Below are 25288 nucleotides of genomic sequence, written 5' to 3' on the forward strand. Positions count from 1 at the left end.
CAGTGCCCGCCGCGCGACAGTGCCCGCCCCGCACGGTGCCCGCCGCGCGACGGCGCGATCAGCCGCGTCACAGGGAGGCGACCGCCGGGATGACCTGTTCGCCGACGATCCGCAGCGGGTCCAGCCGGTGCGCGCCCCTGACCTGGCCGAGCGCCTCGGTGAAGCCGAGTTCGGCGAACCTTCCCAGGTCGTCGACGACGCGCTGGACGTTCTCCCCCTTCTCCCCCACGTCGTACACGTAGTAGACGGTCTTGACGATCTCGTCGTAGTCGCGGCCCTCCGCCTCGCAGTGGGCCCGCAGCACGTCGAGCTTTCTCTGCAGATCGGGCGTGGGGAACAGGTTGCACGCCTGGGCGTACCGTGCGACCAGGCGGAGCGTCTTCTTCTCGCCCCCGCCGCCGATCAGGATCGGCGGATGCGGCCGGCTCAGCGCGGCGGGCGAGTTGAGCGGCCGCTCCAGCCGGTAGTGCCTGCCCTCGTACGGCTTCTCGTCGCCGGCCCACATGCGCAGGCAGATCTGGATCGTCTCCTCCAGCCGTTCGAACCGCTCGGCGAGCGGCGGGAACGGCAGCCCGAGCCCGCGCGACTCCTCCTCGTTCCAGGCTGCGCCGATGCCGAGCCAGGCACGCCCTCCCGACAGCACGTCGAGTGTGGTGACGATCTTCGCCAGCAGGCCGGGCTCGCGGTAGACGGTCCCGGTGACCAGCGTCAGCAGCTTGGCCCTGGACGTGTGGGCGGCCAGGTAGCCCAGCGTCGTGTACGCCTCCAGCATGTCGTTCTCGGGCGGCCCGACGACGCCGATCTGGAAGAAGTGGTCCATCACCGCCACGGTGGCGAACCCGGCGTCGTCGGCCGTCCTCGCTATCGCCGCCAGGTCCGCTCCCAGAGCGGCGGGCCCGCCGGGATAGGTGAAATCAGGAATCTGCAGTCCGACCTTCATCACACACCTCCGGTTACCTGCTTACCGTGAAGCCGGCCCTGTAGCGCCGACGCGTCAGTGCCGGATACCTGGACCCGCCCGACGGCCCGCCCGCGGAGATCCTCGCCCGGTGGTCCGGAGCACATGAGCGGCAACCCCCGTCTGCGACGAGGACGGCCAGGCCTGGATCTGGACCAGGCGGTGACCCCGGCCTGCAGGCGGCTCAGGAGGCGACGTCCCTGAAGGCGACGACCTTGCCGACGCGCAGCCGGACGAGGAACTCGCCGGGGACGCCGTTGCGCGCGCCGTACGCCTCGGCCCGGTCCTCCCCCATGTAGCGGCCGCCGAGCACGGTCGCCCAGTGCCGGACCTCGTCGAGGTCGGACGACAGCGTCGCCTCACCCTCGATCATCACGTACGAGTACGGCGGGGCCTGGTCGTCGACGCACAGGGTCGCCCGGGGATCGCGGCGCAGCGCCTTGGCCTTCACCCCGCTCTCGTGGGTGGTGAACACCACGTCGTCGCCGTCGAGGGCGAACCAGATCGGCGTCACATGCGGCCGCCCGTCCGCCCTGGTTATGGCGAGTTTGCCGGTCTTGGTGCCGCTCATCGCGAAGTCCCGCCACTCCGCCTCGGTCATCCTTTCCATGGCTTCGAACCTAGAGCCTTTCTCACCCCGTTCGCCGGTAGCGGCACTCGGTGTCACGTGTCCGTCAGGGCGTCCGCTGCAGAAGGCTTTCGCTACTGCCACTCGTCGCGCCCCACGCGGCGGCTGCTTCTTACGCTCTACGCACAAAGGCCGTCGCTTTTCCGTAGATGTACGGATATCGCTACGGATGTTCGTGTCCGGACCGTGGTTCTAACGTCGCGCACGGGCCGGTTTCCCCCGGCCGGGTCGGCGAAGACGAGGAGCCTCGTGACGTAGAACTCCCCCTCTTTTCTCCCAGCCGTCTCCCGCCATGGGAGAGACGCGTCCGCTCGTGCCCGCCACAGCGGAGAGCACCGTCCATTTCTCTCATCACCCCCCGAATCCCACAGTGTCCGCCGTCCGGGCTCGTCTCGGCGGCGCGACCGCCGGCGCCGGCCCACAAGGCGGACGCCACGTGGGAGGCAGAGAAAGGAAGACGCCCATGAGGCGCACTGCACTGCTCGCGGCTGCCGCCGCACTGGCCCTGACCGGCGTGGTGGCACCCGCCACCGCCGCCGCCGCCAAGCCCCCGCCCGGCAGCGAGAGCGCGGTCAGGTCCCTCGCCGACGACCCCGCGCAGCGGGCCGCGGCCGCCGCCGACCAGGCCGTCGCGAGCGGCCTGGACGACCTGCGCGTGTCCCCCAACGAGACCTACCGGCGCACCGCCGTCACGCCGGGCGGCGGCATGTACTACGTCACCTACGAACGGTCGTACAAGGGCCTGCCCATGGTGGGCGGCGACGCGGTCGTGGTCACCGACTCCAATGGGCGCGTGCGCGACACCGAGGCGGCGTCCGGCGCCCTCCCCCTGGGCGTGCCGACCTCGCCCACGGTCAGCGCCGAGACCGCCACCGACACGGCGAAGACCGTGCTGTCCCGGGTCGACGACACCGCGGCCCCGCGCCTGGTGGTCCTGGCCTGGGGTCACAAGCCCCGCCTCGCGTGGGAGGCCGTCGTCTCCGGCATCGCCGACGGCAAGCCGAGCATCCGGCACGTGTTCGTCGACGCGACCACCGGTGAGATCGCCGACTCCTACGATCAGGTGAAGGCGGGCACCGGCAACGGCTACTACTACGGCACGGTCACCATCGACACGAGCGGCTCCGGCACCTCGTACTCGATGACCGACTCCACTCGCAGCGGCATCAAGTGCGGCGGGCAGAACGGCTCGGCCTACACCGGCACCGACGACTCCTGGGGCAACGGCGGCGGGACCAACCTGGAGACCGCCTGCGTCGACGCGCTGTACAGCGTGCAGCGCGAGTGGGACATGCTGCGCGACTGGCTCGGCCGCAACGGCATCAACGGCAGCGGCGGCGGCTTCCCCGCCCGCGTGGGCCTGGCCGACGTCAACGCGTACTGGAACGGCAGCTACACCAACTTCGGCCACTCGCAGGACAACGCCCGCCAGGCCACGCCGATCGACGTCGTGGCGCACGAGTTCGGTCACGCCATCTTCCAGACGACCCCCGGCGCCGCCGGCTCCGGCAACGAGAACGGCGGCATCAACGAGGGCACCGGCGACATCTTCGGCGCGCTCACCGAGGCGTACGCCAACAACCCGAACGACCCGCCGGACTACCAGGTGGGCGAGGAGGTCAACCTCGTCGGCGACGGGCCGATCCGCTACATGTACAACCCGTCCCTCGCCGGGGACCCCAACTGCTATTCCTCCTCGATCCCGAGCACCGAGGTGCACGCCGCGGCCGGCCCGCTGAACCACTGGTTCTACCTGCTCGCCGAGGGCTCGTCGCCGGGCGGCGGCAAGCCGAGCAGCCCGATCTGCTCGGGCGGCCCCTCCTCCGTCACCGGCATCGGCATCCAGAAGGCCGGCAAGATCTACATGGGCGCGCTGCAGCGCAAGACCTCGACCTGGAAGTACGTCAACGTCAGGACCGCGTCGCTGGCGGCGGCGGTGGAACTGTACGGCGCGAGCAGCCCCGAGTGCGCGGCCACCAAGGCGGCGTGGAGCGCGGCCGGAGTGCCGGCGCAGTCGAACGAGGCGAGCTGCTCCTCCTCCTCGGGCAACGACTTCTCGCTGTCGCTCAACCCCACGGCGGGCACGGTGACGCCGGGCCAGTCGGTCACCTCAACCGTCGGGACTTCGACCACCTCGGGTAGCGCGCAGACGGTCACGCTCAGCGCCTCCGGGCTTCCCTCCGGGGCCACCGCGAGCTTCAGCCCGTCCTCGGTGACCTCGGGCGGCTCCGCCACCCTGACGATCGCCACCAGCGCGTCGACACCGTCGGGGACGTACACGGTCACCGTCACCGGCAGCGGCTCGTCCGGCACCCACACCGCGTCGTACACGCTGACGGCGTCGGGCACCTCCGGCGGGCGCACGTTCACCAACGGCACCGACTACACGATCAACGACCTGACCACGATCACCAGCCCGATCACCTCGACCGCCACGGGCACCGCGGTCTCCCCGGTCAAGCTCAGCATCACGATCTCGCACACCTGCGCCGAGGACCTGCGGATCAGGCTCCAGGGCCCGAACGGCACCTGGTACACGGTCAAGTCCAGCGGCGGCCTGAGCTGCACGTCGTTCGGCACCCGGACCTACTCCGTCCCGGTCACGCAGACCGCGGCGGGCACCTGGACCCTTGAGGTCCGCGACCAGTACACCTACGACACCGGCTACCTCGACTCGTGGAGCATCACGGTCTGAGCGACGACGGCGGAGATCCCCGGGACCAGATCCGGTCCCGGGGATCTCCCGTGTCCACGGCCGGTCAGGCGGGCGGCGCGATCTGGGTCCGCGACCGTACGCCGAGCTTGCGCAGCACGGTGGCCACGTGGGTCTCGACCGTGCGCGTGGACAGGAAGAGCACGTCGGCGATCTCGCGGTTGGTCCGGCCGAGCGCGACGAGGCGGGCCACCTCCCGCTCCCGCTGCGACAGCGCGCCGGCGCCCCGCCGCCCGCCGCGCGGGAGCGGGACGTCCACGCCGATGTCGCGCAGCACCCGCCTGCACCGGGCGGCGTCGTGGGTGGCGCCGAGCCGGCCGTACCACTCCGCGGCCTCCCGGAAGCCCGCCGCCGCGGCGCCGTCCCCGAGCGCGAGCCGGGCCCGCGCCTCGCCCTCGGCCGCCCGCGCCGCCGCGTAGGGCTGGGGCAGGGCGGCGTACGCCTCGCGGGCCCGGGCGAAGAGAGCGGCGGCGTCGGCGTGCCGCGGTTCGGCGACGGCGAGCGCGCCGCGGGCGGCGTCGAGCGCGGCATGCGCGGCGGGCGCCACCCGGCCAGCGATCCCGGCGGCGTACTCGTCCACCAGCTCCGCCGCCGTCTCCAAGCGCCCGGCCCTGGCGAACGCGGCGACGGCCGACGGGACGAGGCTCGCGCCCCATACCCACACGCCCTTGCGGCGCAGCCGGGCGACCGCACGCTCGGCCTCCGCGACGGCCTCGTCCATCTCTCCCCGGGCGAGGTGCAGGTCGACGAGCCCCCCGGCGGCGGCCGTCACGACCGGGACGTTGCGGGCCTCCGGCGCGTCCAGCCCGGCGCGGTGGAGCTGCCTGACCGCCTCCTCCCACTCGCCCGTCGCCAGGGCGAGCAGCCCGAGCACCAGCCACAGGTCCACCGCGATCAGCGGCGTCTCCGTGGCCGACTCCCCCAGGGACGCCGCCCGGTCGCGCAGCCCGTCCCACCGCCCGGTGAGCCACTCCCTGCGGATCGCGGAGGCGTCGAGGAGGAAGGCGGGATACTGCGCGCCGGTCTCCAGGGCGAGCCGCCGCCCTTCCCGGGCGAACCGCTCGGCCGCCGCGTAGAGCCCCACAGTGGTCGCCGAGTCGTGGAGGTTGCAGTACGCCCTGGCGACCTCCCGCCGGACCCCCGTGCGCGGGTCGTCGGCCGGAAGCCGGGCGGCGACGTCGAACGCCCCGGGAGAGCCGGTCGTCATCTCGAAGGAGGCCCGGTTGGCCAGCACCGCGGCCGACAGCTCCGGGTTGTCGGCGGTGGCCACGAGCGCCTCGGCGCGGGCCATCCACTCCGCGTGCTCCGCCAGCGACTCGGCGCCCCACTCGGGCATCGCCATGCTGGCCCAGCCGCGCGCGGCGAGCGTCGGCCGGTCGTCCAGCTCGGCGAGTGCGGCCATGATCTCCGGCCGCCCCGCGGCGGCGTCGCCCGCCTGGTTGGACAGGACGACGCCGAGGTTGAGCCGCACCTCGCCGCGCACGTCCCGGGACAGGAAGTCGCCCCGCAGCACCTGGCGCAGCAGCCGCACCACCCGCTGGTGCGACAGGCCCGTCGCCGCGAAGCGGCTCAGCATCAGCACCAGCGGGCCCCGGTCCCGCACCGGAAGGTCGGGGTCGTCGAGCATGCCCTCGACCACCTCGACGGCCAGGGCGGTGTCCCCCAGCGCGGCGGCCTGCTGGGCGGCGGCGGTCCCGTGGCGCACCCAGGCGTCGGTGTCCCCGGCCTGCCGGGCGTGGAAGGCCAGTTGCACCAGCGGCGGCGCGTCCGTCGCGGCCAGTGCGGCCATCGCCCGAACGTGCGCCGACCGGCGTTCGGGGCCCGGGATGGCGTCGTAGACGGCCTGCTGGGCCAGCGCGTGGCGGAAGCCGTACCGGCCGCCGGGGTGCTCGTACAGGACTCCGGCGCGCAGCGCCTCGGCCAGTCCGGCAGAGCCCGATCCGACAGCGCCCAGTCCGCCGGGGCCCAATCCGATGGAGCCCAATCCGACGGGGCCCTGCCCGGCCGTGTTCGGCGCGGCCGGGTCGCCGCCGACCGCGGTGATCAGCTGCTCTGCCGCGGGGAGCCGCAGCACGGCCGCCGCCCGGACCGCTCTCGCCGCCGCCGGGGACAGACCGGACATCCGCTCGGCCATCGCCTCGCGCAGCAACAGCGGCGCGCCGGCGCGGTCGACGGCACGGTCGAGCGCGTCCGGGTCGTCCCTACCGGGCGGCGAGGCGGGCAGGGATCGGACCAGCTCCTCCACCACGAACGGGATGCCCGCCGTGCGCTCGTGCAGCCGCGTGACGAACCCGGGAGACAGGTCGGAGCGCTCCAGCAGCGCACCGGCCAGGCTGGCCACGCCGGACGCGTCCAGCGGCGCCAGCCGTACGACCACGCTGGCCGTGTCCGGCTGGTGCCGGTAGGCCCGGCCGAGCGGCGGACCGGCGACGCCGTCCCGGCGGCACGTCGCGACCACCGCGAGCCCCTGCGGCGGCTGCCCGGCCAGGAAGCGCAGCAGGTCGAGCGTGCCGTCGTCGGCCCAGTGCAGGTCCTCGACGACGAGCACGGCCGGTCCGACGGCCGCCAGCAGGGCGCGTATCGCGCGGAACACCCGGTGGCGCTCGGCCCGCGGGTCGTCCAGGGGCTGCGGCGACGGCGGCAGCGCGCCGGCCAGTTCGGGCAGGTGGCCGCGGAGCGCGCCGGTGACCGGGTTGAGCCGGTGCGCCACCGGGAGCCGTCCCCTGATGTCCCGCAGCGCCTCGAAGACCGGCCCGTACGGGAAGGGTTCGCGGATCTGGTGGCAGTAGCCGAGGAGCACGGCCCGGTCGCCGGTCGGCAGGCGGTCGAGCGCGGCGCGGACGAGCCGGGTCTTGCCGATGCCCGCCTCGCCCTCCACCAGCACGACCGCCGGCGGGCGGGTCACCGCGTCGATGAGAGTCCGCAGCTCAGTGGCGCGTCCGACCAGCGGGGGCGGGGGCACGATGCTCATCCACGGCTCCAAGGTACGGGTTGCGGGTCCCCCGGGCTCAGTTATCCCCGTCCCTTGACCGCCGGTCAACCCTTCGGCGTAACGGCCGTGTTGCGGAACCGGACAGACGTCTGCGGCCCTACTCGCGGCGTGGCCGGGGGGCGGCGTCGAGCGCGGCGGCCTCCTCCGGGGTGGGCGCGGTGCCGCCGAGGTGGGCGGGCTGCCACCACACGCCCCGACGCTGGTCGGGGTAGGTCCGCTGGGCCTCGTCGAGCAGGTCGGTCATCCGCCGCCGCAGGTCGCCGGTGAGCGCGGCGATGTCGTCGCCCGCTGCAGTGGAAGCCTCGCCGGGCCGCATCGGCTCGCCGACCAGGATCGTGATCGGGACATGCCGCTGGAGCAGTCTGCGGGGCCGGCCCTTGGTCCACAGCCGCTGCCCGCCCCACAGGGCGACCGGGATCACGGGCACCCCGGCCTCGGCCGCCATCCGGATCGGGCCGCTCTTGATCTCCTTGACCGTGAACGACCTGCTGATCGTCGCCTCGGCGAAGTTGCCGATGATCTCGCCGTCCTTGAGGGCCCGTACGGCGGCGTCGTAGGCTCCCGCTCCGGCCGACCGGTCCACCGGGATGTGGTGCATGCCGCGCATCAGCGGGCCCGACACGGGGTGGTCGAAGACCTCCTTCTTCGCCATGAACCGGACCAGCCGCCCGGCGGGGTAGGCGGCGAAGCCGGCGAAGATGAAGTCGAGGTAGCTGACGTGGTTGCTCACCAGGACCGCGCCGCCGCTGCGGGGTATCCGCTCCGTGCCCTCCATGTGGAACCTCAGGTCGAGCAGTTTGAAGGCGGTCAGCGCGGTCCGCAGGACCGGCGGGTACACGATCTCAGCCATGCCTGAAACCGTAACCTACTCGTCCGTAACCTTTACCGGGCCGAAGGTCCTCTTCTCGGCGTCCACCGCTCCGGGTCAGTGACCCCGGAAGGCCTCCTCCAGCCACCACGACGGGCGGTCGGCGGTGACCTTCGCGTGGACGAGCAGGGGTTTGTCGCGCGGCCCCTTCAGCCACTCGGCGACCCCCGACAGGTCCTCCTCCCGCCGTACGGTCACCGCCTCGAAGCCGAAGCCCCGGGCGATCCGCGCGATGTCGGCGGGCGGGAAGGTGACCGTGCCGAGCGGGAAACCGTGCGGGCCGAAGTGATGGACCTCCGCGCCGTATCCGTCGTCGTCGTAGACCACGACCACCATCGGCAGGCCGAGTCGTACGACCGTCTCCAGTTCGGCGACGCCCATCAGGGCCCCGCCGTCGCCGAGGGCGGCGACCGCGAGCCGGTCGGGCCGCGCGACGGCCGCGCCGATCGCGGTGGCCAGGCCGAGCCCGATCGACTGGTACGCCTGGGTGAAGCAGAACGCGCCGCCGTCCGGGACCGTGAGGAACATCGACGGATATCCCATGAAGTTCCCCGAGTCGACGGCCACCAGCCGCTCCTGCGGGAGCAGGTCGTCGAGCCCGATGGTCAGCGTGCGGGGGTCGATGCGCCCGTCGGCGCTCAGGTCCTCGTACGGCACGTCGCGCCAGCGCCCCTCGCGGGCGATGCGCTCGGCGACCTCCGGAGCGCGGTAGCCGCGCGTCCCCGTCTCGCCCTCCGCCCCGGGTTCGCCGAGCAGGGCGGCGACCGCCCGCGCGGTCTCACGTACGTCGCCGACCACGCCGAAGTCGATCTCGCGGTGCACGCCGAGCGCGTCGGGGTCGAGGTCCACCTGGACGACCGTGGTCTCCGGCCCGATCAGCGCGCCGTGCCGGGTGGTCCACATGGTGAACGAGCAGCCCCAGCCGACGACGAGGTCGGCGCCGCGGATCAGCTCGGCCGCGAGCGGAGTGGCGAAACCGCCGCTCACGTCGAGGTCCCAGGGGCTGCCGTGGAAGTGGCCCTTGGCGACCGCCGAGGTGGCGAACAGCGCCCCCACCCGCTCGCCGAGCGCCTCCAGTTCCCGCCGCGCGCCGCGGGCTCCCCGGCCGGCCACGAAGACCGGCCGCTCCGCCTCCGCCAGCATCCGCGCGAACCGCGTCAGCTCGTCGGACGGCTCCGCCGCGAGCCCCTCCGGCTCCTCGTCGTTCCCGGACTCGACGGGGAACGTCAGCCCCCACGCCGCCGGCACGCGGCTCGCCACGTCGCGGTGCGCGCCGCCCCGGCCGGCCAGCAGTTCGCGTACGGCCTCCGCGGCCTCGTCGGGCAGCGTCTCGGCCTGCACGTCCAGGGGCAGGTTGAGCACCACCGTCCGGCGCCCGAGGAGGGCGGCGAGGAAGGCCATCACGGTGTCGTCCACGACCGTGGCGGCCGAGCCGACCCTGGCGCAGTGCGCGCCCACGGCCTCGGCGAGCGCGGTCTGGTCGATCCGGAAGTTGGAGGTGGGCGAGGTTACCTCCGGGGCGAGCACCAGCAGCGGGGTGCGGCTCTTGGCCGCCTCGGTGACGCCGGTCAGCGCGTTGGTCAGGCCGGGTCCCTGGTGGACGGTGAGCGCGGCGACCGTGCCGCTCATCCGGGCGTAGGCGTCGGCCATCGTGGCGGCCCCGCCCTCGTGCCGCGCCGCGACGTACCGCACGCCGTGCTCGACGAGGGCGTTGGTGACGTGGAAGTTGCCGCTGCCGACGACGCCGAAGGCCGCCCGTACGCCGAGGGCGGCGAGGGCCGCGCCGACGGCCTCCGCGACGTTCACCGCTCCACCAGCGCGAGCACGCGGACCGGGCTGCCGGAACCGCCGACGATCGGCAGCGGGCCGGCGACCACCACCGCGCCGGTCGGCGGCAGCCGGTCGAGGTTGCGCAACTGGGTCAGGCCGTACTTGCCCGCGCCGAGCAGGTAGGAGTGGCACGGGAAGGCGGGGTCGAAGGAGTGGGCCGCCCCGGCGTCGGTGCCGACGGTCTCCACCCCGATGCCCGTGATCGGCGTCTCCTCCGCCAGGTAGCGGGCGCAGTCGATCGACATGCCCGGCGTGTGCGGCCCCGTCTCGTCGGCGTTGAGGAACTCCGCCTGGTCGTGGGCGCGCACGTCCCAGCCGGTGCGATACAGCAGCCAGCCGCCGTCGGGCAGCGGCCCGTGCTCGGCCTCCCACGCCTTGACGTGGTCGACCTCCAGCAGAAAGTCGGGGTCGGCGGCCGACTGCGCGCTGAAGTCGAGCACCACGGCGGGTGCGATCAGCTTGGCGGGGGCCACCTGCGAGACGTCCTCGCCGTCGCGGCCGGTGACCCAGTGGACGGGCGCGTCGAAGTGTGTGCCGGTGTGCTCGCCGGTGGTGAAGTTGTTCCAGTACCAGGCCGGGCCGCGGTCGTCATACCGGCTGATCTCCTGCATCGAGAACGGCACCGTCTGCCCGAACGGTTCGGGCAGCAACAGGATCGGTGTCTTGTCACTCAGCGGCGCGGTGAGGTCGAGCACCTCGATCCCCCCGCCCCGGATGCCGTCCACCAGATCCCGCAACACCGACATCAACGCCTCCCCATGATTCAGGCCCCTGCGATACTCCTACACCCTCCCCCCGGAACGCCATATGCCGTCTCCATATAGGCCCGGCGTATGGGTCGTCGCGATGTCGCCGCCCGGTAAGGCCGCGCGGGAGGCGGACCGGCGGCGCCCCGCCCCCACACGCTTCCGGGGCAGGCCCGGGCCCTCCGCGTACGCGCCGAGGCCCTTGACGTGGGTGGCCTCCAGATTTAACTTCTATGAAACCGCGTTCGACATTATCGAACGACGTTCACACTCTGGACGGTCTCATGAACGACTCACCCCCCTCCACGTTCCAGAAGCTCCTGTCGGAACTGCTCGGCACCGCCTTCCTCGTGTACGTCGGCGCCGGCTCCGCCGCGGCCACCGGCGTCATCGCCGCCGGTTCCCACGCCCCCTTCTCCATGGCCCAGCTCGGCATGATCAGCTTCGCGTTCATGCTGGTCATCGTGGGCACGGTGTACGCGATCGGACATATCTCCGGTGCCCACATCAACCCGGCGGTCACCGTCGCCCTCGCCGCGACCGGCCGCTTCCCCTGGCGCGAGGTGCCCGGCTACGTCGCGGCGCAGGTCGCCGGGGCCCTCGCGGGCGCGCTCGGGATCTTCGCGACGCTCGGCGCGGACGCCGCCAGGGCCGCCGGTGGCGGTGTGACCGCGTACGCCCCCGAGGTCGGCTTCGCCCGCGGCACGCTGATCGAGGCGATCGGCACGTTCGTCCTGGTCTTCGTCGTCTTCGGGGTGCTCGACCGGCGGGCCGTGCCCGGGTGGGCGCCGATGGCGATCGGCTCGATCGTCTTCGCGATCATCGTCATCGTGGGCCCGGTGACCGGGGCCGCGATCAACCCGGCCCGCTACGCGGGCCCGTTCCTCGTCAACGCGGCCTGGGGCGGCGCGGTGAACTGGGATCAGCTGCCTGCCTACTTCGTCGGGGAGTTCGCGGGCGGGCTGATCGGGGCGCTCGCCTACACGGCGCTTGCGGCCTCGCGAGGAAGGACGAAGCTGGAGAGCACGACCACGGCAGTAGGGACCCCATCATGAAGAAGCTCATCAACAGTGTCGACTCCGTCGTCACCGACGCGCTGCGCGGCATCGCCGCGGCGCACCCCTCGCTCCGCGTCGACATCGAGAACAAGGTCGTCTTCCGCGCCGACGCCCCCCGGCCGGGCAAGGTCGGCCTGGTCTCCGGCGGCGGTTCGGGTCACGAACCGCTGCACGGCGGGTTCGTGGGCTACGGCATGCTCGACGCGGCCTGTCCCGGCGAGGTCTTCACCTCCCCCGTCCCCGACCAGCTCATCGAGGCGACCAAGGGCGTGGACGGCGGCGCGGGCGTGCTGCACATCGTGAAGAACTACACGGGCGACGTGCTGAACTTCGAGATGGCCGCCGAGCTCAGCGGCGACGAGGGCGTCGAGGTGGCGACCGTGCTCGTCAACGACGACGTGGCGGTGCAGGACTCCCTGTTCACGGCGGGCCGCCGGGGCACCGGCGCCACGCTGTTCGTCGAGAAGATCGCCGGCGCGCTGGCCGAGACCGGCGCGCCCCTGGCCGAGGTGGCGCGGGTCGCCCGGGAGGTCAACGAGCGCAGCCGCTCGTTCGGGGTGGCCCTGACGCCCTGCACGGTCCCGGCCGCGGGCAAGCCCACCTTCGAGCTGAGCGACACGGAGATCGAGCTCGGCATCGGCATCCACGGCGAGCCCGGCCGGACCCGGGCTCCGATGCGCGAGGCCCGCGAGATCGTCCGTACCGCCATGGACGCGATCGAGACAGACCTGCCGCTGTCCGGCGAGACGCTCGTCATGGTCAACGGCATGGGCGGGACGCCGCTCATCGAGCTCTACATCGTCTTCGCCGAGGTGGAGGCGTACCTGCGGGAGAAGGGCGCGACGGCCGTGCGCAGCCTGGTCGGCAACTACGTGACCAGCCTCGACATGCAAGGCTTCTCGGTGACGACGTGCTCGCTGACCGGCGAGCTCACCCGGCTCTGGGACGCGCCGGTGGAGACACCGGCGCTGCGCTGGGGCCGCTGACCGCCATCCGAACCTCTGGAGTCCCCTCGTGAACACCCAGTTCTTCGCCGCCTGGATCGAGGAGATCGCCGCCGCCGTGCGGGCGCAGCGCGACCACCTCACCCAACTGGACGCCGCGATCGGCGACGCCGACCACGGCGCCAACCTCGACCGCGGCTTCACCGCCGCACAGGAGGCGCTCGCCGGCGCGTCCCCGCGGACCCCGGGCGCGCTGCTCGTCCTCGTCGGCTCCACCCTCATCCGCAAGGTCGGCGGCGCCTCCGGCCCCCTGTACGGCACCGCCTTCCGCGAGATGGGCAAGGCGTTCGGCGAGGCCGCCGAGATCTCGCCGGCCGAGCTGAGCACGGGTCTGAACGCGGCCCTGTCCGGCGTCCAGCGCCTCGGCGCCGCGGCGGAGGGCGACAAGACCATGGTCGACGCCCTCGCCCCGGCCGCGAAGGCGCTGGCCCAGGCCGTACGGGACGGGCTGAAGCCGGAGGAGGCGCTGGAGGCGGCGGCCGCCGCGGCCGATCAGGGCGCCAGGGCGACGGTCCCGTTGCAGGCGCGCAAGGGGCGGGCCAGCTACCTCGGGCCGCGCAGCGTCGGGCACGAGGATCCCGGCGCCGCCTCGACGGCTCTGCTGTTCGGCGCGCTGAAGGCCGCCGCCTCCCGATGAGCGGGAGCCGCGGCCGGGCCGCACCGGGCCGGGACCGTTCAGGCGGCCGGGCCTCCGGGCACGGCGGAGCGGGGCGCGCCGAGGTCGCGCGAGACCGCCCGCGCGGTCTCGCGCACGGCCAGCGCGATCTCCTCCCGCCGTGCCGGGTCCAGCACCCGCTCGACCGGCCCGACCACGGCGACGGCGCCGGCCACCGAGCCGTCCCGGGAGAAGACGGGCGCGGCGACGCCCGCGTCCCCCAGCGCCGCCTCCTGGTCCTCGACCGCGTACCCCCGGCGGCGCACCTGCGCGAGCGCCCGCTCCAGGTCGTCGCGGCCGGTCCTGGTGAGCCCGGTCAGCGGGGCGAGGTCGTCCGACAGCAGTTCCTCCCCGCGCGGGTCGTGGGCGGCGATGGCGTGGCCGAGCGCGCAGGCGTGCCACGGGATCGCCGCGCCCACCTCCAGGATCTGCACGACGTCGTCGGGCCGGAACACGTGGTGGAGCACGATCACCCGGCTCCCCGACAGTGTGCCGACCCAGACGGCCTCGTTGACGCGCTGGGCCAGGGAGTCGGCCCACAGCAGGCTCCTGGCCCGCAGTTCCGATCCCTCCAGATAGGCGTTGCCGAGTTGCAGCACGGCGGGCCCGAGCGCGTACTTGCCGGTGTCGGGGTCCTGCACGACCAGCTCGCACGCGGCGAGCGTGCGCAGCAGCCCGTGCACGGTCGGCTTGGCGAGGCCGACCCGCTCGGCGATCTCGGTGACCCCGAGCCGGGGGGTGCCTGACCCGAGGGCCTTCAGGATGAGCGCGGCGCGCTCCACCGACTGGATCACTTTTCGATTATGCCGAACGATCTTCAGGAATAACGAATGGTTGGCATCGTACTCATTTCACACAGCAGCGGCCTGGCCGCGGAGGTGGCCGCTCTGGCCCGGCAGATCGGCGGCGCGCAGGTGCCGCTGGCGGCGGCGGGAGGCACCGAGGACGGCGGCCTCGGCACCAGTCCCGACCGGGTGACCGCCGCCATCGAGGAGGTGGACCGGGGGGACGGCGTCGTGCTGATCCCCGACCTCGGCAGCTCGGTGCTCACCGCCAGGCTGCTGCAGGCCCCGGGTGACGTCGTGATCGCCGACGTGCCGTTCGTGGAGGGCGCCATCTCCGCGGTCGTCGCGGCGGGCGGCGGGGCCTCGCTGGACGGTGTGCTGGCGGCGGCCGAGGAGGCGTGGCATGTCCGTAAGCTCTGAGCCCACGGCAAGCTCTGAACCCGCGGCCTCTGAGGCCGGCGCCGGCGAGCGCACGATCGTCCTGACCGAGGACCTGCACGCCCGCCCCGCGAGCGCGCTCGCCCAGACCGCGGCCGCCTTCACCTCGGCCGTCACCCTCTCGTACGGCTCCCGCTCGGTCGACGTGCGCAGCGTGCTGTCGCTGATGGGCCTGGGCGCCACGAGCGGGCAGGCCGTGACCCTGCGCGCCACCGGCGACGACGCCGCCGAGGCGCTGACCGCGCTCGGCGCGGTGCTCGGCGGCTGACGGCCTACCGCCGCGCCGCGCCCGCCGGCGGCGCGGCGGACGCTCCGGCGCTCTCGAGGAAGTCGCGGACCTTCTCGGCCTCCGGAACGCCGAGCTCGCCGTAGAGACCGAGAGCCAGTCGCCCGTGCTCACCCGCCTGCTCGGCGTGCCCGAGCGCGAGGTGGGCGCGTGCCAGCCCGTCGTGGGCGCGCGCCTGCTCCGGCCGGTTGCGCGTCAGGTCGGCGAGCGCGAGCGCGGCCGTGTGCTCCTCGATCGCCCGAGCCGGGTCGTCCGCCGCCTCGGCCAGCCCGTTGAGCGCGGCCGCCTCGTCGGCGGTGTTGCCGAGCGCGCGGTAGACGGCCGCGGCCTGCTCGTGGCGGACGCGTGCCTGGGCGCGCTCGCCCTGGCGCCGGAGGACGACGCCGAGGTGGTCGAGGGTCATCGCCTCTCCGGCCGGGTCGCCCACCTTGCGGTGGAGTGCCAGCGCCAGGTCGAGATGACGCCGGGCCTCCTCGGGGCGGCCGGCCCGGTCGAGGAGGAGGGCGAGGATGCCGAGCACGTTGGCCTCGCCCCAGGTGTCGGCGCCGATCCGGGTGAGGTCGAGCGCCTGCTTGAGGTACTGCTCCGCCTGGGCGTCCCGGCCGCGGCGCAGGGCCACGTTCCCCAGGGTGAGCAGCGCCCGGGCCCGTTCGCCGGCCTCCTCGCACGCGTCGAGGGCCCAGTGGTCGAGGGCCTGGTGAGCGTGCTCCTCCGCCCGTTCGTACTCGCCGAGCCGCCAGTAGGTCCGCGCCAGGTCGGTGAGCGCGCGCGCCTGGACCTCGCGGTCTCCGAGCGTACGGCTGCGCCGCAGGGCCAGGGTGTGCAGCGTGAGCGCGTCGTCGTGGTGCGCGTGCCGGTCGAGGTAGGGGCGCAACGCCAGGGCGAGCATGCCCAGGCAGATCTCGGGTCCGTGGACGGCGGTCGCGATGATGTTGGAGCGCTCGGCGTCGAGCCAGGTGATCGCCTCCGCGGTGTCGCGGACAGGCGCGATCGGGGCGGACGGCTGGGGGATTCCCTCCCGCTGGCCGACCGTGTACGGAAAGAGCCGGTCCATCGCCGCGCGGGAGCGGTGCAGGTAGTAGGTGAGCAGCCGCATGACGGCGCCGTCGTCCTCGGCGAGCGAGCGGGCGTGCTCGCGGAGCAGGTCGTGGAAGGTGTAGCGGCCCGGTTCGAGCTGCAGGAGCATGTGGGCGTCGAGGAGGCCTTCGAGTAGCTCCTCGGCCTCGTCCTCGCAAATCCCGGCCAGCGCGGCGGCGCCGCAGACGTCGATGTCGCGCCCGGGCACCAGCCCGAGCAGGCGGAACATGCGCTGCTCGTCCTCGTGGAGTTGCTCGTAGGAGAGGGCGAAGGCCGCCGACACCCCGTCCAGGAGGCGGCGATGGTCCCGCAGCCGGCCGGCCAGGTAGGACACGGTCCAGCGCGGGCGGTGCTGGAGGCGGGCGGCGGAGATCCGGATCGCGAGCGGGAGGTGCCCGCACAGCCGCAGCACCTCGCGTACGGCGTCCGGCTCCCGGTGAGCGCGTTCGCCCACGATCCGCTCGAACAGCTCGGCGGCCTCCGCCTCGCCCAGCACGTCGACCGACAGCGCCTGGGCGCCGTCCAGGTCGACGAGCCGCCTCCTGCTGGTGACCAGGACGAGGGTGTCGGAGCGCCCCGGCAGCAGGGGGCGCACGTGCTCGGCGTCGAGGGCGTTGTCCAGTACGGCGAGCACGCGGCGATCGGCCAGCTCGGCGCGCCAGAGGGCGCTCCGCTCGGCCGGGGCGACCGGGATGCGGTCGGCGGGCACCCCGAGCTGACGGAGGAGGACCTCCAGCGCCGCGGGGGCGTCGATGGGCTCCCGGCCCGCGGTGTGGGCCTGCAGGTCGATGAAGAGCCGGCCGTCCGGATAGCGATCGGCCAGCCGGTGGGCCACGTGGACGGCGAGAGCGGTCTTGCCGATCCCGGCCATGCCGTCGATCGTGACGACCGCCGGCCCGTTGGGCTCGTGGTGGCGCTCGTCCGCGAGCCGCTCCAGTTCGGCGGCCCGTCCGGAGAAATCGGGGATGTCGTAGGGCAGGAAGGTGGAGCGGGACGGCGGGGCGGGCACCACCGGCGCCGGGCCGGCCAGGCGCAGGGCCGGATCGTCCGCCAGGACCGCCCGCTCCAGTTCGGTGAAGGCGTGTCCGGGGTCGAGGCCCTGCTCGTCCGCGAGAGCCGTACGGTAGGCGCGCGCGGCGGCCAGGGCGTCGGGCTGCCGTCCCGACCGGTGCAGGGCCAGGACGAGGTGGCCGTTGAGCTTCTCGCGCAGCGGGTTGGCGGCCACCTGTGCGGCGAGCTCGTCGAGCAGATCGACGTGCCGCCCGGCGGCGAGCTCGCCCTCCACCAGGCGCTCGTACGCCGACAGCCGCCGGTCGTTCCAGAGCTCCCGGACGCCGGTGACGTAATGCGCGTGCACGTCCTCCAGCGCCTCGCCGCTCCACAGGTCCAGGGCCCTGCGCAGCTCGCCTGCGGCCACCAGCTCGGTGAACTCCTGCGCGTCGACCTGCCCGGGCTCCGGCTGCGCCACGTAGCCGCCGGCGCGCGTCTCCAGGAGCCGTACGGCTCCCGCGCCGCGCAGCACCTTGCGGATCGCGGTGATCGAGGCGTGGATCTGGGATCGGGCGGTGTCGGGCCGGTCGTAACCCCACATCGCGTCGATCAGCCGCTCGATGCCGATCACCCGGCCGGCGTTGAGCAGGAGGTAGGCCAGGACAGCCCGATGACGTGGGGCGATGCCCGTCAGGGGCGCGCCGTCGACGACCATCTGGACGGGGCCGAGAAGGGTGAAGCGCAGCATCGTCCCCCCATCACGATCACATCGTGCGCGCATAGCGAATGTATCAATCCGGGCGGCCACTCTGATCTCACACGAACCGAGACGGATTTCGCAGAACCGATACGGAGGAACCACGATGGAAGCCCGGATGAAGAACCCCGCCGCGATCATCCCCGCCGCGATGAAGCCGATCATGGAGCTGATGAAGGCCGCTCAGTCGCAGGGTCTTCCCCCGGAGCTCATGGAGATGATCCACCTGCGGGTCAGCCAGATCAACGGGTGCAGCTACTGCGTCGACGCCGGTCTGAAGAGTCTGCGCAAGCTCGGCGAGAGCGACGAGCGCATCGGCCTGGTCAGCGCCTGGCGCGAGACTCCGTACTACACGGACGCCGAGCGGGCCGCGCTGGAGCTGGCGGAGGCCTCGACCCGGCTGGCCGACCGCGCCGACGCCGTCTCCGACGAGGTCTGGGACAACGCCGCCGACCACTTCGACGAGAAGCAACTGGCCTCGATCCTGCTGATGACCGCCGTCACCAACCTCTTCAACCGCCTGAACGCCCCGGTCCGGCAGATCGCCGGCAGCTGGTAAGCCCCCTCCCCGACCCCACGTACAGAAGGAGACACCGGCATGACCGCCGTCCGCTCACACCGATACTCCGTCGCCGACTCCGACCTGGAGGAGTTCCTGGCCCGCCGGAGCTCGCTGATCGCGACCATCAGGGAGGGGCACCCCGGCCTCACCCGCACCGTACTGATCCAGCTCGAGGACGGCACCTACACCGACACCTGGCACTGGAAGACCGGTGAGCAGATGGGCGCCGCGCTCGCCGCCCTGCCCACCTTCCCGGAGGCACCGCTGACCATGTCCCTGACGAAGGACGCCACCGCCCTGAACGGCCGGGTCGTCGACGAGCGCTGACCCCCTCCGATCGCCCCGGCCCACGGCCGGGGCGGCCGGGTGGAGGAGGCGGCGGGCCCGGCTCGGCGGGCAAGGGCGCGGCGGCGTCAGCGACTCCGCGTGCGCCGGGCGCGGGGCATGGCGGCGAGCTGCTCGCGCCGGATCTCCTCCAGGTAGGCCCGCATCAGGTCGCCCGCCCGGGTGAACCAGTCGGACAGAACGGCGATCTCCGCGGGCGTGTAGTCGGCGAACAGCTCGTTCAGCCTCCGGTAGAAGGGCTCGTAGACGGCCGCGGCGGTGGCGGCCGCGGCCGGGTCGGCGACGACCCGCACCCGGCGGCGGTCCTCGGGGTCCGGCTGCCGGTGCGCGTACCCGGCCTTCTCCAGCCGGTTCAGCACGCCCGTCACCGCGCCCGTGGTCAGGCCGGCCTGCTCGGCGAGCGCGCCCGCGCTGATCGGGTCGTCCCCCGCCGCCAGGATGAAGCCCAGGCAGGTGACGTCGGTGACGTTCAGCCCGAGCCGCTGGGCGATGTCGTGCTGCCCGACCAGACTGAGCGCGATCAACTGATCCATGCCGGCGAGAGCCTGCTCGGGCGTCGCCTCCGGGCGCGGCTTGCCGTCCATCGGCAATCTCCTTAGAATCTAAGATGTTTAGTTCGTGAGATAATTATCTCATCGTCGAGGAGAATCATGAGCGGCATGCACGACGATGTGGACCTCGGGCACACGGTCGCGGGCTGGACCGGCTGCGTCGTCGTGCTGTTCGGCTGCGCGACGGCAGGCGGGGCGATGTGCGCCGCCTCGCCCCTCGGCATCGGGCTCGGCATCGGCGTGATCGCCCTGGGCGGCCTGGTCACCTGGGCGCTGCACCTGGCGGGCTGGGGCAAGCCCAGCGGCCCGCGACCTCCCGAGCAGTGGGACTGGCGGGTGAAGGACCCGATGACGGGCCACGGCGGCTGCCTCGCCTGCCGTCTCGCGGGCCGTCTCACGGACCGTGTCGCGGACCGCGGAGACGAGCCTCGCGCTGGAGGCGCTCCCCACATCGATGCCGTCCCCGAGGAACCCGCCCTCTCCGACATGTCGATATCCGCCAACCGCTGAGCTCCGCCCTGTCCTAACATCGTGCGGTGCCCGACCAGGTGATCGATCAACGGTGCGACGACCTCTACTGCGCCGCGGAGACTCAGGACCTCCCTGGCTTCCTGGCGACCCTACAGGACCTGTGGGAGAGGACAGAGGACTCGGACCCGGCCACCGCGGACGCCGTCCTCGTCCGCCTGTGCGGCCTGTTCGACCGGCTGCCTCCCGGGCTCGGCGCGCGACTGGCCGTGATGGGCGGCGCGATGGTCGAGAACGGAGCCGATCCCGCCCCGCTGGTCGAGCCCGTGGTCGCGGGCCTGTGCGACGCGCTGGAGCGCTCCGCCGAGTTCGCCCGGGCCTGGCGCGCGGTCACCGACCGGCGCCTCCCGAAACCCGATCAGGAGGACCAGGCGGTCCTCGGCGCGGCGCGCGTGCTCTCCGGCCCCTTCGGCCTGCCCGGACGGCTCGGGCTCGGCCGCCGCCTGCCTTTCGCTCGCGCCCTCGACCTGGCCGTCGGCTGGTCGATCGCCGAGGACTGGAGCACGGCCGCGACCACCGTGCTCCAGCGGTCGGCGGCCATCCGCGCGGATCTCTCCCGGCGTCCGCGACTCGCCGCGGCGGTCGCCGCCCTGGAGGACGACCGCCCCGACCTGTGGTGCCTGCCGAGGCTCCTGGCCGTTCTCGACGACGAGCCGCTGATCGTCATCCACCGGCCGACCGGGCGGGCGTACGCGATGACGATCGGTGGAATCGGGGACAACTTCCAGCTCTCCACGCTGCTGGCGCACGTCCTGAACGGGCACGTGCCGGTGACCATCCCCCACCCCTCCTGGGTCGTGGCGGCCACGGACGGGCCTCTCCAGCCCGAGGCCGGGCCGATCGTGGCGCGGTTCGACCTGAGCGACGCGACGGGCGAGTCGATCCGCACCGCCGGGTGCCCCGCCGACATCCCGCTCCTCGACGGGCATCGTGTGGTGGTCCTCGCCAGTCCGTCGTTCCGGCGTACGTGGAACATCGGCCGCACCTATCCGATGATGCGGCCGTCGATCCCCCTCGACCGTGTGTTGTCGGAACAGGAAGCCCGCGTGTGGTCGTCCCGCGTGGCTCCCGCTCCATGACCGCCCTCCCCCACACTCCGCTCGGCGATTCAGCCGGTGGCCGGCGAGCGTACCGCCGGAGCCCGGGGGTATCGAGTCCCAGCATGCGTGCCCTCACTCGCCTGATCCCGCCGATGGCCGTGGTCACCGCCCTGACCTCCGGCTGCGGGGCTTTCGGCCCACACCTGATCGTCGCGGGGGGCTCCGGCGCGGACGGGACCGACGCGGAGGTCGCGCTGCCCGGCACGGTCGCCCACCGGCCGTACTCTCTGGGCGGCTGGGACATGTGCCTGGACCGGCCGGGTTCTGTCACCATCACCAAGGTCGAGCTCATCAAGCCGTACAACGACATCGTGTTGCAGGCGTTCTCGTCCCGGCCGCATACGGGCCCCATGCTCGGCATGGCCGACAAGCCGCTGACCGAGCTCGGCTTCCCCTCTCGCGGTCCCGCGGTCACCATTGCCTGCGAGGAGAGCCCCCTGCACACCGAGCTCGCGCTGCAGTACGCGAAGACCGGCGACGCCGCCGCGGGAGCCGAGGGTGTGCGCATCACCTACACCTCGGCGGGCCGTCGGCGTACTGTCGATTTCAATCTGCGAGTGCTGCTGTGCCCGCCCGGCGACACCGAGCGATGCAGGGAGGCGTACGAAGAACTCCACACCTCGAGCGACGACGATTGACCTTCACCCGCCGCCGCCGCCGAGCCGAGGTCGAACAGCCGGGTCCACGACCCGGCGAGCGACTCGAATCCGAGGAGAGGACGACCATTGACCTATCCACCGCCGACCTACCGCGGTGACACGGGCGAGCTGACGGCGTCGTACCGGCGCCCGGACGCCACGCCCGAGCTCGACTACCCGAGCGGAACCACGGTGCACTATCTGGCGACCGGTGCGACGACCAATGGACAGTTCGGGCTCTACCGCTGGGATATGGGACCCGAGCCCAGCGGCCCGGCGGCGCATTTCCACCGCTCGATCTCCGAATCGTTCTACATCCTCTCCGGCACTGTGCGGATCTACGACGGACGGCGCTGGATCGACACCGGCCCCGGCGACTTCGTGCACGTCCCGGAGGGTGGCGTACACGCGTTCCGCAACGAGTCGGGAGAGCCGGCGTCGATGCTGCTGCATTTCGCGCCCGGCGCGCCACGAGAGGGCTACTTCGAGGGACTGCTCACGCTCGCGGACATGAGCGAAGAGGAGAAGGCGGAGTTCTACCTCCGCCACGACACCTTCTGGCTCTGAGCACCGCACGGAAACGACGTCGGCGCTGGACGAAACCGCGTGGCCGGCACCGGAATGCCGCCGCCTCGCGTGAGCCGTCCAGCCCGCGTCAGTTGCCGGTCACGCTGAAGGGCGCGTAGCCGGCCGGGACTTCGGTCACCTGGAGATCGGAGAACACCAAGGTGATGTCGTGTGCGTTGGTCTCGAATCGAACTTCGTGGAAATCGATGCCGAGGGCTTCCGACCACTCACGGGCGTGCTGCGAGTCGAACACGATTCGACCGCCGGGATAGAGGCACTGCCACTTCACGCCCCAGACGTACCCATCCTGGCCGATGGTGCCCGGGTCGCCCAATAAACGATCGTCGAGGGACTTCCGCCAGACATCCCTGCGCACGGAGGTGCATGTGCGCACCTCGACGCAGCAGCGGAAGAGGTACCGGAGGTACATGGGCGGGACTCCGGTCACAGGATCGGACGCGAGATAGACGATCATCTCGTAGTCGCGCATGTAGTCCGTGTACGCGTGATAGACCAGTGCTTGATCGAACACGTTGTCCAGCGCCTGTTTAAGGGTCGGGACGTCCACTCGTGATCCTGTCTTCTCGTCGCGCGACATGGGCATGATCGCGCGCCCGTTTCCTGGGCCCTCCCGAACCGTCAACCCTGGCGAAGCTCTATCGCGCCGGCACGGACAACCGTCCAATCGGTTTCCGGCACATACCGCAGGCCTCGCGCGAGCCATGTCATTCGATCGGCGTGCTCGGCGCGTAACCGCTCCAGATCAAGTCGAATGCCATGCCGGATGTAGCCGAGATTCAAGGTTCGTTCGTCGTACCAGACCGCGGCGATCGACGCCGCATCGCTGTTCACGGGCCGCCAGTCGCCGGAATCTCCGGCGACGAAATCGAAGAGATCGGGCGGCACCGGTTCGAGAACGGCCGGTGTCATCTCGATGATGTCTTCCCAGAGGCGAGCCAGGTAATAGTCGACACAAGGGCGCTGCGCCATGGAATCCGCACACCGAGGGGTGTCCGGAAAGTAGCGCAGCAACTCGTGATCAGCCAGTTCGATCCAATACCAGCCATCAGTCAGCCCGAACCAGTGCAGTTCCCGATGCTCACGACCCCATGGGGCAACCCTTCCCAGGGGTGTCAACGCGAAGCGGAACCTGATCATCAGGCCGATGGTACTCGCCGTCCGATGCCCGGCCCGAGCCGATCTCCGCTTGGTCCCCGATTTCCGCGGCTCACCGCCCCACTCCGAAAAGAGGCTCTCCGCCCGGCTGATTCGCCCTATTGAGACTTCAACCGGCAGGCCAGCCAATTCCGCAGGTAACCTGTCCAAAGTGATCGACTTCAACAACGACTCTCTCTTCAAGCTGAATCCGTGCCACCCGCAAGAGGTCGGCCCGACCGTGGCCCCTCTCCTGCTCCACGGCGAGCAGATCATCTCCTCCTACAAAACGGTCCGCGACTTCGTCGTCTTCACCGACAAGCGCATCATCGCGGTCAACGTCCAGGGGCTTACCGGCAAGAAGCGCGACTTCTCCTCCCTGCCCTACAGCAAGGTCCAGGCATGGTCAGTCGAGACCGCCGGAACCTTCGACCTCGACGCCGAACTGGAACTCTGGTTCAGCGGCCTTGGCAAAGTCCGCTTCGAGTTCAAGGGCAACTCCGACATCATCCGCCTCAGCCACGTGATCGCCGGCTACGTGCTTTAGCAGAGTGGACCGTTTCCAGCGGAGCAGGGACGCGGCGTCTCAGTCGCCTTCCATGGCGGCTTCCGCGCGAAGTCGAGCAGCCTGTGCACGGGCAGCCTGCACCTCGTTGCCGCAGGCGGCGCCCGAGCCGGTCCCAACCGTGCGAGCCGACCCGCTACACACCGCGCGCGGCTGCAGGCCCTCCCGTTGAACACTGCCGGGTCCGCGACCCACGACCACAGCCAAACGGCACGGAAGCAGCCAGCCTGACGGGTTCGGGGGTTGAGCAACATACGAACGAAAAGTCGCGATAGCGGGTCGGGCGGAAGCGGCTTGGCGTGATATTCCGTTCCGGGTCGGGCGTCCGAAGGATCACGGCGTTACGAGGCGTCCAAGCAACACCTCGGAACAGCTCAGATCAGTGTCGGCGCCGGGGTGGAGCAAGGTGCTCGGTGACGGCAGCGATGGCCTCAGCTCCGGGTTTGACGTAGCGCATGGCGGTGCGGGGGTTCTTGTGCCGGGTCTTGCCCATGATGAGCTGCAGCGGGATCTCGGCTTCGCCGAGGTGGGTGGCCGCGGAATGGCGCAGCTGATGCAAATCGAGGCCGGCGTACTTCTCGAGCAGGACGCGGGCGCGGTCGTAGCCGAGCCGGGCGCGGCCGGTGTGCGGGCAGATGTCGCCGGCCGCCGGGCGGCGGGCGGGTACGGGACGGCGTTCGGACAGGAACACCGGACCGTAGGTGCGCGTGCTGCCATCGGGGAGCCGGAGGAGGCGGGGCAGCAGGTGGGCGGTGCCGCTGTCCCAGTACACCCACTCGACGGCGCCGCCCTTGGATCGGACGGGGGCGCGGCGGTGCTCCAGGTCGAGGTCCTCGACGTTCAGCGCCAGGATCTCCGCGGCCCTAGCCGCCGTTTCATAGAGCATCCGCCACAGCGCCCGCTCCCGCAGCGGGATGTCGCGGCGGGACAGCAGCCGGTGGATCGTGGTCTTGGCGACCGCGCGGGTCTCGTCAGTGTTCTCCCTGCGCCGTTCGGCATCGGCTGGGACTGACGGGGCGGCCCAGTGCTTCTTGGTCTGGCACCAGGCGAGCCAGGAGGTGATGGCGGCGCGGTTGCGGTTCCAGGTCGCCGGCGCGTTCGACCCCCACAGCTCGGCGAGCGCGGCGCCGATCTCGTCGTCGGTGATCTCGGCCAGTACGCGGTCGCGGCCCAGCAGTGCGGTGACGCGGTCGACGGCCGAGGCGTAGGCGCGGTGGGTGTTGGGATTGGCAATGCGCGGGGTGGCCAGGAAGGCGTCGGCGGCCGCCGAGAGCGTGACGCCTCCACCGCGAAGGGCGGTGACCTTCGGCGCGGCGCTCATGCCGCCCACTGGGCGGCGAGCGCTGTACCGGTCCTCGTGATGTACCGGATAACGTGCAGGAGTCGCACTTCGCCCCGGCGAGGAGTTGTCCTGGTCGCCGCGCCGACATGGTCGCTCATGTACGTGATAATAGGTCATTATCACGTACATGAGATACGGGGCAGCGGCCCT

The 25288-nt window shown here is 72.2% G+C and carries 25 protein-coding genes; 13 read left to right on the plus strand and 12 right to left on the minus strand.

The genetic code is table 11. From position 1 onward, the window contains the following. Positions 1–67: 67 nt before the first annotated feature. A complete protein-coding gene (locus tag IL992_RS37710; RefSeq protein ID WP_193208092.1) occupies positions 68–940 on the minus strand; it encodes an LLM class F420-dependent oxidoreductase in 873 nt (290 codons plus the stop codon). 202 nt (positions 941–1142) lie between these two features. After that, positions 1143–1568, minus strand: coding sequence for a PPOX class F420-dependent oxidoreductase (locus IL992_RS37715; protein ID WP_193208093.1), 426 nt, complete (start codon positions 1566–1568; stop codon positions 1143–1145). 481 nt (positions 1569–2049) lie between these two features. Here IL992_RS37715 and IL992_RS37720 point away from each other — a divergent pair, with 481 nt between their 5' ends. Then, positions 2050–4281 carry a M4 family metallopeptidase gene (locus tag IL992_RS37720; protein ID WP_193208094.1) on the plus strand — a complete coding sequence of 744 codons (2232 nt, stop codon included), beginning with the start codon at positions 2050–2052 and terminating at the stop codon, positions 4279–4281. 64 nt (positions 4282–4345) lie between these two features. On the opposite strand, the gene IL992_RS37725 is transcribed toward IL992_RS37720, so the two are convergent. The 4 genes from IL992_RS37725 to IL992_RS37740 form a co-directional block, all read right to left on the minus strand. Next, positions 4346–7270 (minus strand): ATP-binding protein, encoded by a 2925-nt coding sequence (locus tag IL992_RS37725; RefSeq protein ID WP_193208095.1) that lies wholly within the window; start codon positions 7268–7270, stop codon positions 4346–4348. Between the two features lie 118 nt (positions 7271–7388). Further along, a complete protein-coding gene (locus tag IL992_RS37730) occupies positions 7389–8141 on the minus strand; it encodes a lysophospholipid acyltransferase family protein (protein ID WP_193208096.1) in 753 nt (250 codons plus the stop codon). 75 nt (positions 8142–8216) lie between these two features. Beyond that, positions 8217–9965, minus strand: coding sequence for a thiamine pyrophosphate-binding protein (locus IL992_RS48705; protein ID WP_193208097.1), 1749 nt, complete (start codon positions 9963–9965; stop codon positions 8217–8219). Then, on the minus strand, positions 9962–10735 hold the full coding sequence (locus tag IL992_RS37740; protein WP_193208098.1) for a cyclase family protein: 774 nt from the start codon (positions 10733–10735) through the stop codon (positions 9962–9964). The genes IL992_RS48705 and IL992_RS37740 overlap by 4 nt, the downstream gene beginning before the upstream one ends. A gap of 284 nt (positions 10736–11019) precedes the next feature. On the opposite strand from IL992_RS37740, the gene IL992_RS37745 reads away from it, so the two are divergent. The 3 genes from IL992_RS37745 to dhaL are packed head-to-tail and all read left to right on the plus strand — an operon-like array spanning position 11020 to position 13434. Beyond that, positions 11020–11790 (plus strand): MIP/aquaporin family protein, encoded by a 771-nt coding sequence (locus IL992_RS37745; RefSeq protein WP_193208099.1) that lies wholly within the window; start codon positions 11020–11022, stop codon positions 11788–11790. After that, entirely contained in the window at positions 11787–12779 is a 993-nt protein-coding gene (gene dhaK / locus IL992_RS37750) for a dihydroxyacetone kinase subunit DhaK (RefSeq protein ID WP_193208100.1), read from the plus strand. The genes IL992_RS37745 and dhaK overlap by 4 nt, the downstream gene beginning before the upstream one ends. A 28-nt stretch (positions 12780–12807) precedes the next feature. Then, positions 12808–13434 (plus strand): dihydroxyacetone kinase subunit DhaL, encoded by a 627-nt coding sequence (gene dhaL / locus IL992_RS37755; protein ID WP_193208101.1) that lies wholly within the window; start codon positions 12808–12810, stop codon positions 13432–13434. A gap of 38 nt (positions 13435–13472) precedes the next feature. Here the strand turns inward: dhaL and IL992_RS37760 are convergent, their stop codons facing one another. Then, complete coding sequence (locus tag IL992_RS37760) at positions 13473–14246, minus strand: IclR family transcriptional regulator (RefSeq protein WP_193208102.1); 774 nt, start codon at positions 14244–14246, stop codon at positions 13473–13475. A 36-nt stretch (positions 14247–14282) separates the two neighbouring features. On the opposite strand from IL992_RS37760, the gene dhaM reads away from it, so the two are divergent. Then, positions 14283–14657: a dihydroxyacetone kinase phosphoryl donor subunit DhaM gene (dhaM, locus tag IL992_RS37765; RefSeq protein ID WP_193208103.1), complete on the plus strand. Its 375-nt coding sequence runs from the start codon at positions 14283–14285 to the stop codon at positions 14655–14657. Beyond that, positions 14641–14943, plus strand: coding sequence for an HPr family phosphocarrier protein (locus tag IL992_RS37770; protein ID WP_193208104.1), 303 nt, complete (start codon positions 14641–14643; stop codon positions 14941–14943). Before dhaM ends, IL992_RS37770 begins: the two co-directional genes overlap by 17 nt. Before the next feature lie 4 nt (positions 14944–14947). Here IL992_RS37770 and IL992_RS37775 read toward each other — a convergent pair whose 3' ends face one another. Continuing rightward, positions 14948–17776, minus strand: coding sequence for an AfsR/SARP family transcriptional regulator (locus IL992_RS37775; protein WP_226874530.1), 2829 nt, complete (start codon positions 17774–17776; stop codon positions 14948–14950). Positions 17777–17891: 115 nt separating this feature from the next. Here IL992_RS37775 and IL992_RS37780 point away from each other — a divergent pair, with 115 nt between their 5' ends. Together IL992_RS37780 and IL992_RS37785 are read left to right on the plus strand one after the other, a co-directional pair. Continuing rightward, positions 17892–18344: a carboxymuconolactone decarboxylase family protein gene (locus tag IL992_RS37780; protein WP_193208105.1), complete on the plus strand. Its 453-nt coding sequence runs from the start codon at positions 17892–17894 to the stop codon at positions 18342–18344. Positions 18345–18383: 39 nt separating this feature from the next. Beyond that, on the plus strand, positions 18384–18674 hold the full coding sequence (locus IL992_RS37785; protein ID WP_193208106.1) for a hypothetical protein: 291 nt from the start codon (positions 18384–18386) through the stop codon (positions 18672–18674). 86 nt (positions 18675–18760) lie between these two features. Here IL992_RS37785 and IL992_RS37790 read toward each other — a convergent pair whose 3' ends face one another. After that, the gene (locus IL992_RS37790; RefSeq protein WP_193208107.1) at positions 18761–19276 is read right to left on the minus strand and encodes a MarR family transcriptional regulator; all 516 of its coding nucleotides are present in this window, start codon (positions 19274–19276) and stop codon (positions 18761–18763) included. Positions 19277–19342: 66 nt separating this feature from the next. On the opposite strand from IL992_RS37790, the gene IL992_RS37795 reads away from it, so the two are divergent. The 4 genes from IL992_RS37795 (at position 19343) to IL992_RS37810 (ending at position 22076) form a co-directional block, all read left to right on the plus strand. After that, positions 19343–19753 carry an HGxxPAAW family protein gene (locus IL992_RS37795; protein ID WP_193208108.1) on the plus strand — a complete coding sequence of 137 codons (411 nt, stop codon included), beginning with the start codon at positions 19343–19345 and terminating at the stop codon, positions 19751–19753. A 26-nt stretch (positions 19754–19779) separates the two neighbouring features. Beyond that, positions 19780–20850, plus strand: coding sequence for a hypothetical protein (locus tag IL992_RS37800; RefSeq protein ID WP_193208109.1), 1071 nt, complete (start codon positions 19780–19782; stop codon positions 20848–20850). Positions 20851–20933: 83 nt separating this feature from the next. Further along, positions 20934–21509: a hypothetical protein gene (locus IL992_RS37805; protein WP_193208110.1), complete on the plus strand. Its 576-nt coding sequence runs from the start codon at positions 20934–20936 to the stop codon at positions 21507–21509. Positions 21510–21596: 87 nt separating this feature from the next. Continuing rightward, a complete protein-coding gene (locus IL992_RS37810) occupies positions 21597–22076 on the plus strand; it encodes a cupin domain-containing protein (protein ID WP_193208111.1) in 480 nt (159 codons plus the stop codon). Between the two features lie 88 nt (positions 22077–22164). Here the strand turns inward: IL992_RS37810 and IL992_RS37815 are convergent, their stop codons facing one another. Together IL992_RS37815 and IL992_RS37820 are read right to left on the minus strand one after the other, a co-directional pair. Continuing rightward, positions 22165–22644 carry a YxiG-like protein gene (locus tag IL992_RS37815; protein WP_193208112.1) on the minus strand — a complete coding sequence of 160 codons (480 nt, stop codon included), beginning with the start codon at positions 22642–22644 and terminating at the stop codon, positions 22165–22167. Positions 22645–22715: 71 nt separating this feature from the next. Continuing rightward, positions 22716–23234, minus strand: coding sequence for a DUF5984 family protein (locus tag IL992_RS37820; RefSeq protein WP_193208113.1), 519 nt, complete (start codon positions 23232–23234; stop codon positions 22716–22718). Positions 23235–23403: 169 nt separating this feature from the next. On the opposite strand from IL992_RS37820, the gene IL992_RS37825 reads away from it, so the two are divergent. Continuing rightward, a complete protein-coding gene (locus tag IL992_RS37825) occupies positions 23404–23778 on the plus strand; it encodes a PH domain-containing protein (RefSeq protein ID WP_193208114.1) in 375 nt (124 codons plus the stop codon). Positions 23779–24175: 397 nt separating this feature from the next. Here the strand turns inward: IL992_RS37825 and IL992_RS37830 are convergent, their stop codons facing one another. Then, positions 24176–25117 (minus strand): tyrosine-type recombinase/integrase, encoded by a 942-nt coding sequence (locus IL992_RS37830; protein WP_193208115.1) that lies wholly within the window; start codon positions 25115–25117, stop codon positions 24176–24178. Positions 25118–25288: the final 171 nt, after the last annotated feature.

Origin of the sequence: Microbispora sitophila (genome assembly GCF_014892245.1) — a bacterium.
In the GTDB taxonomy this organism is placed as follows: Bacteria; Actinomycetota; Actinomycetes; order Streptosporangiales; family Streptosporangiaceae; genus Microbispora; species Microbispora siamensis.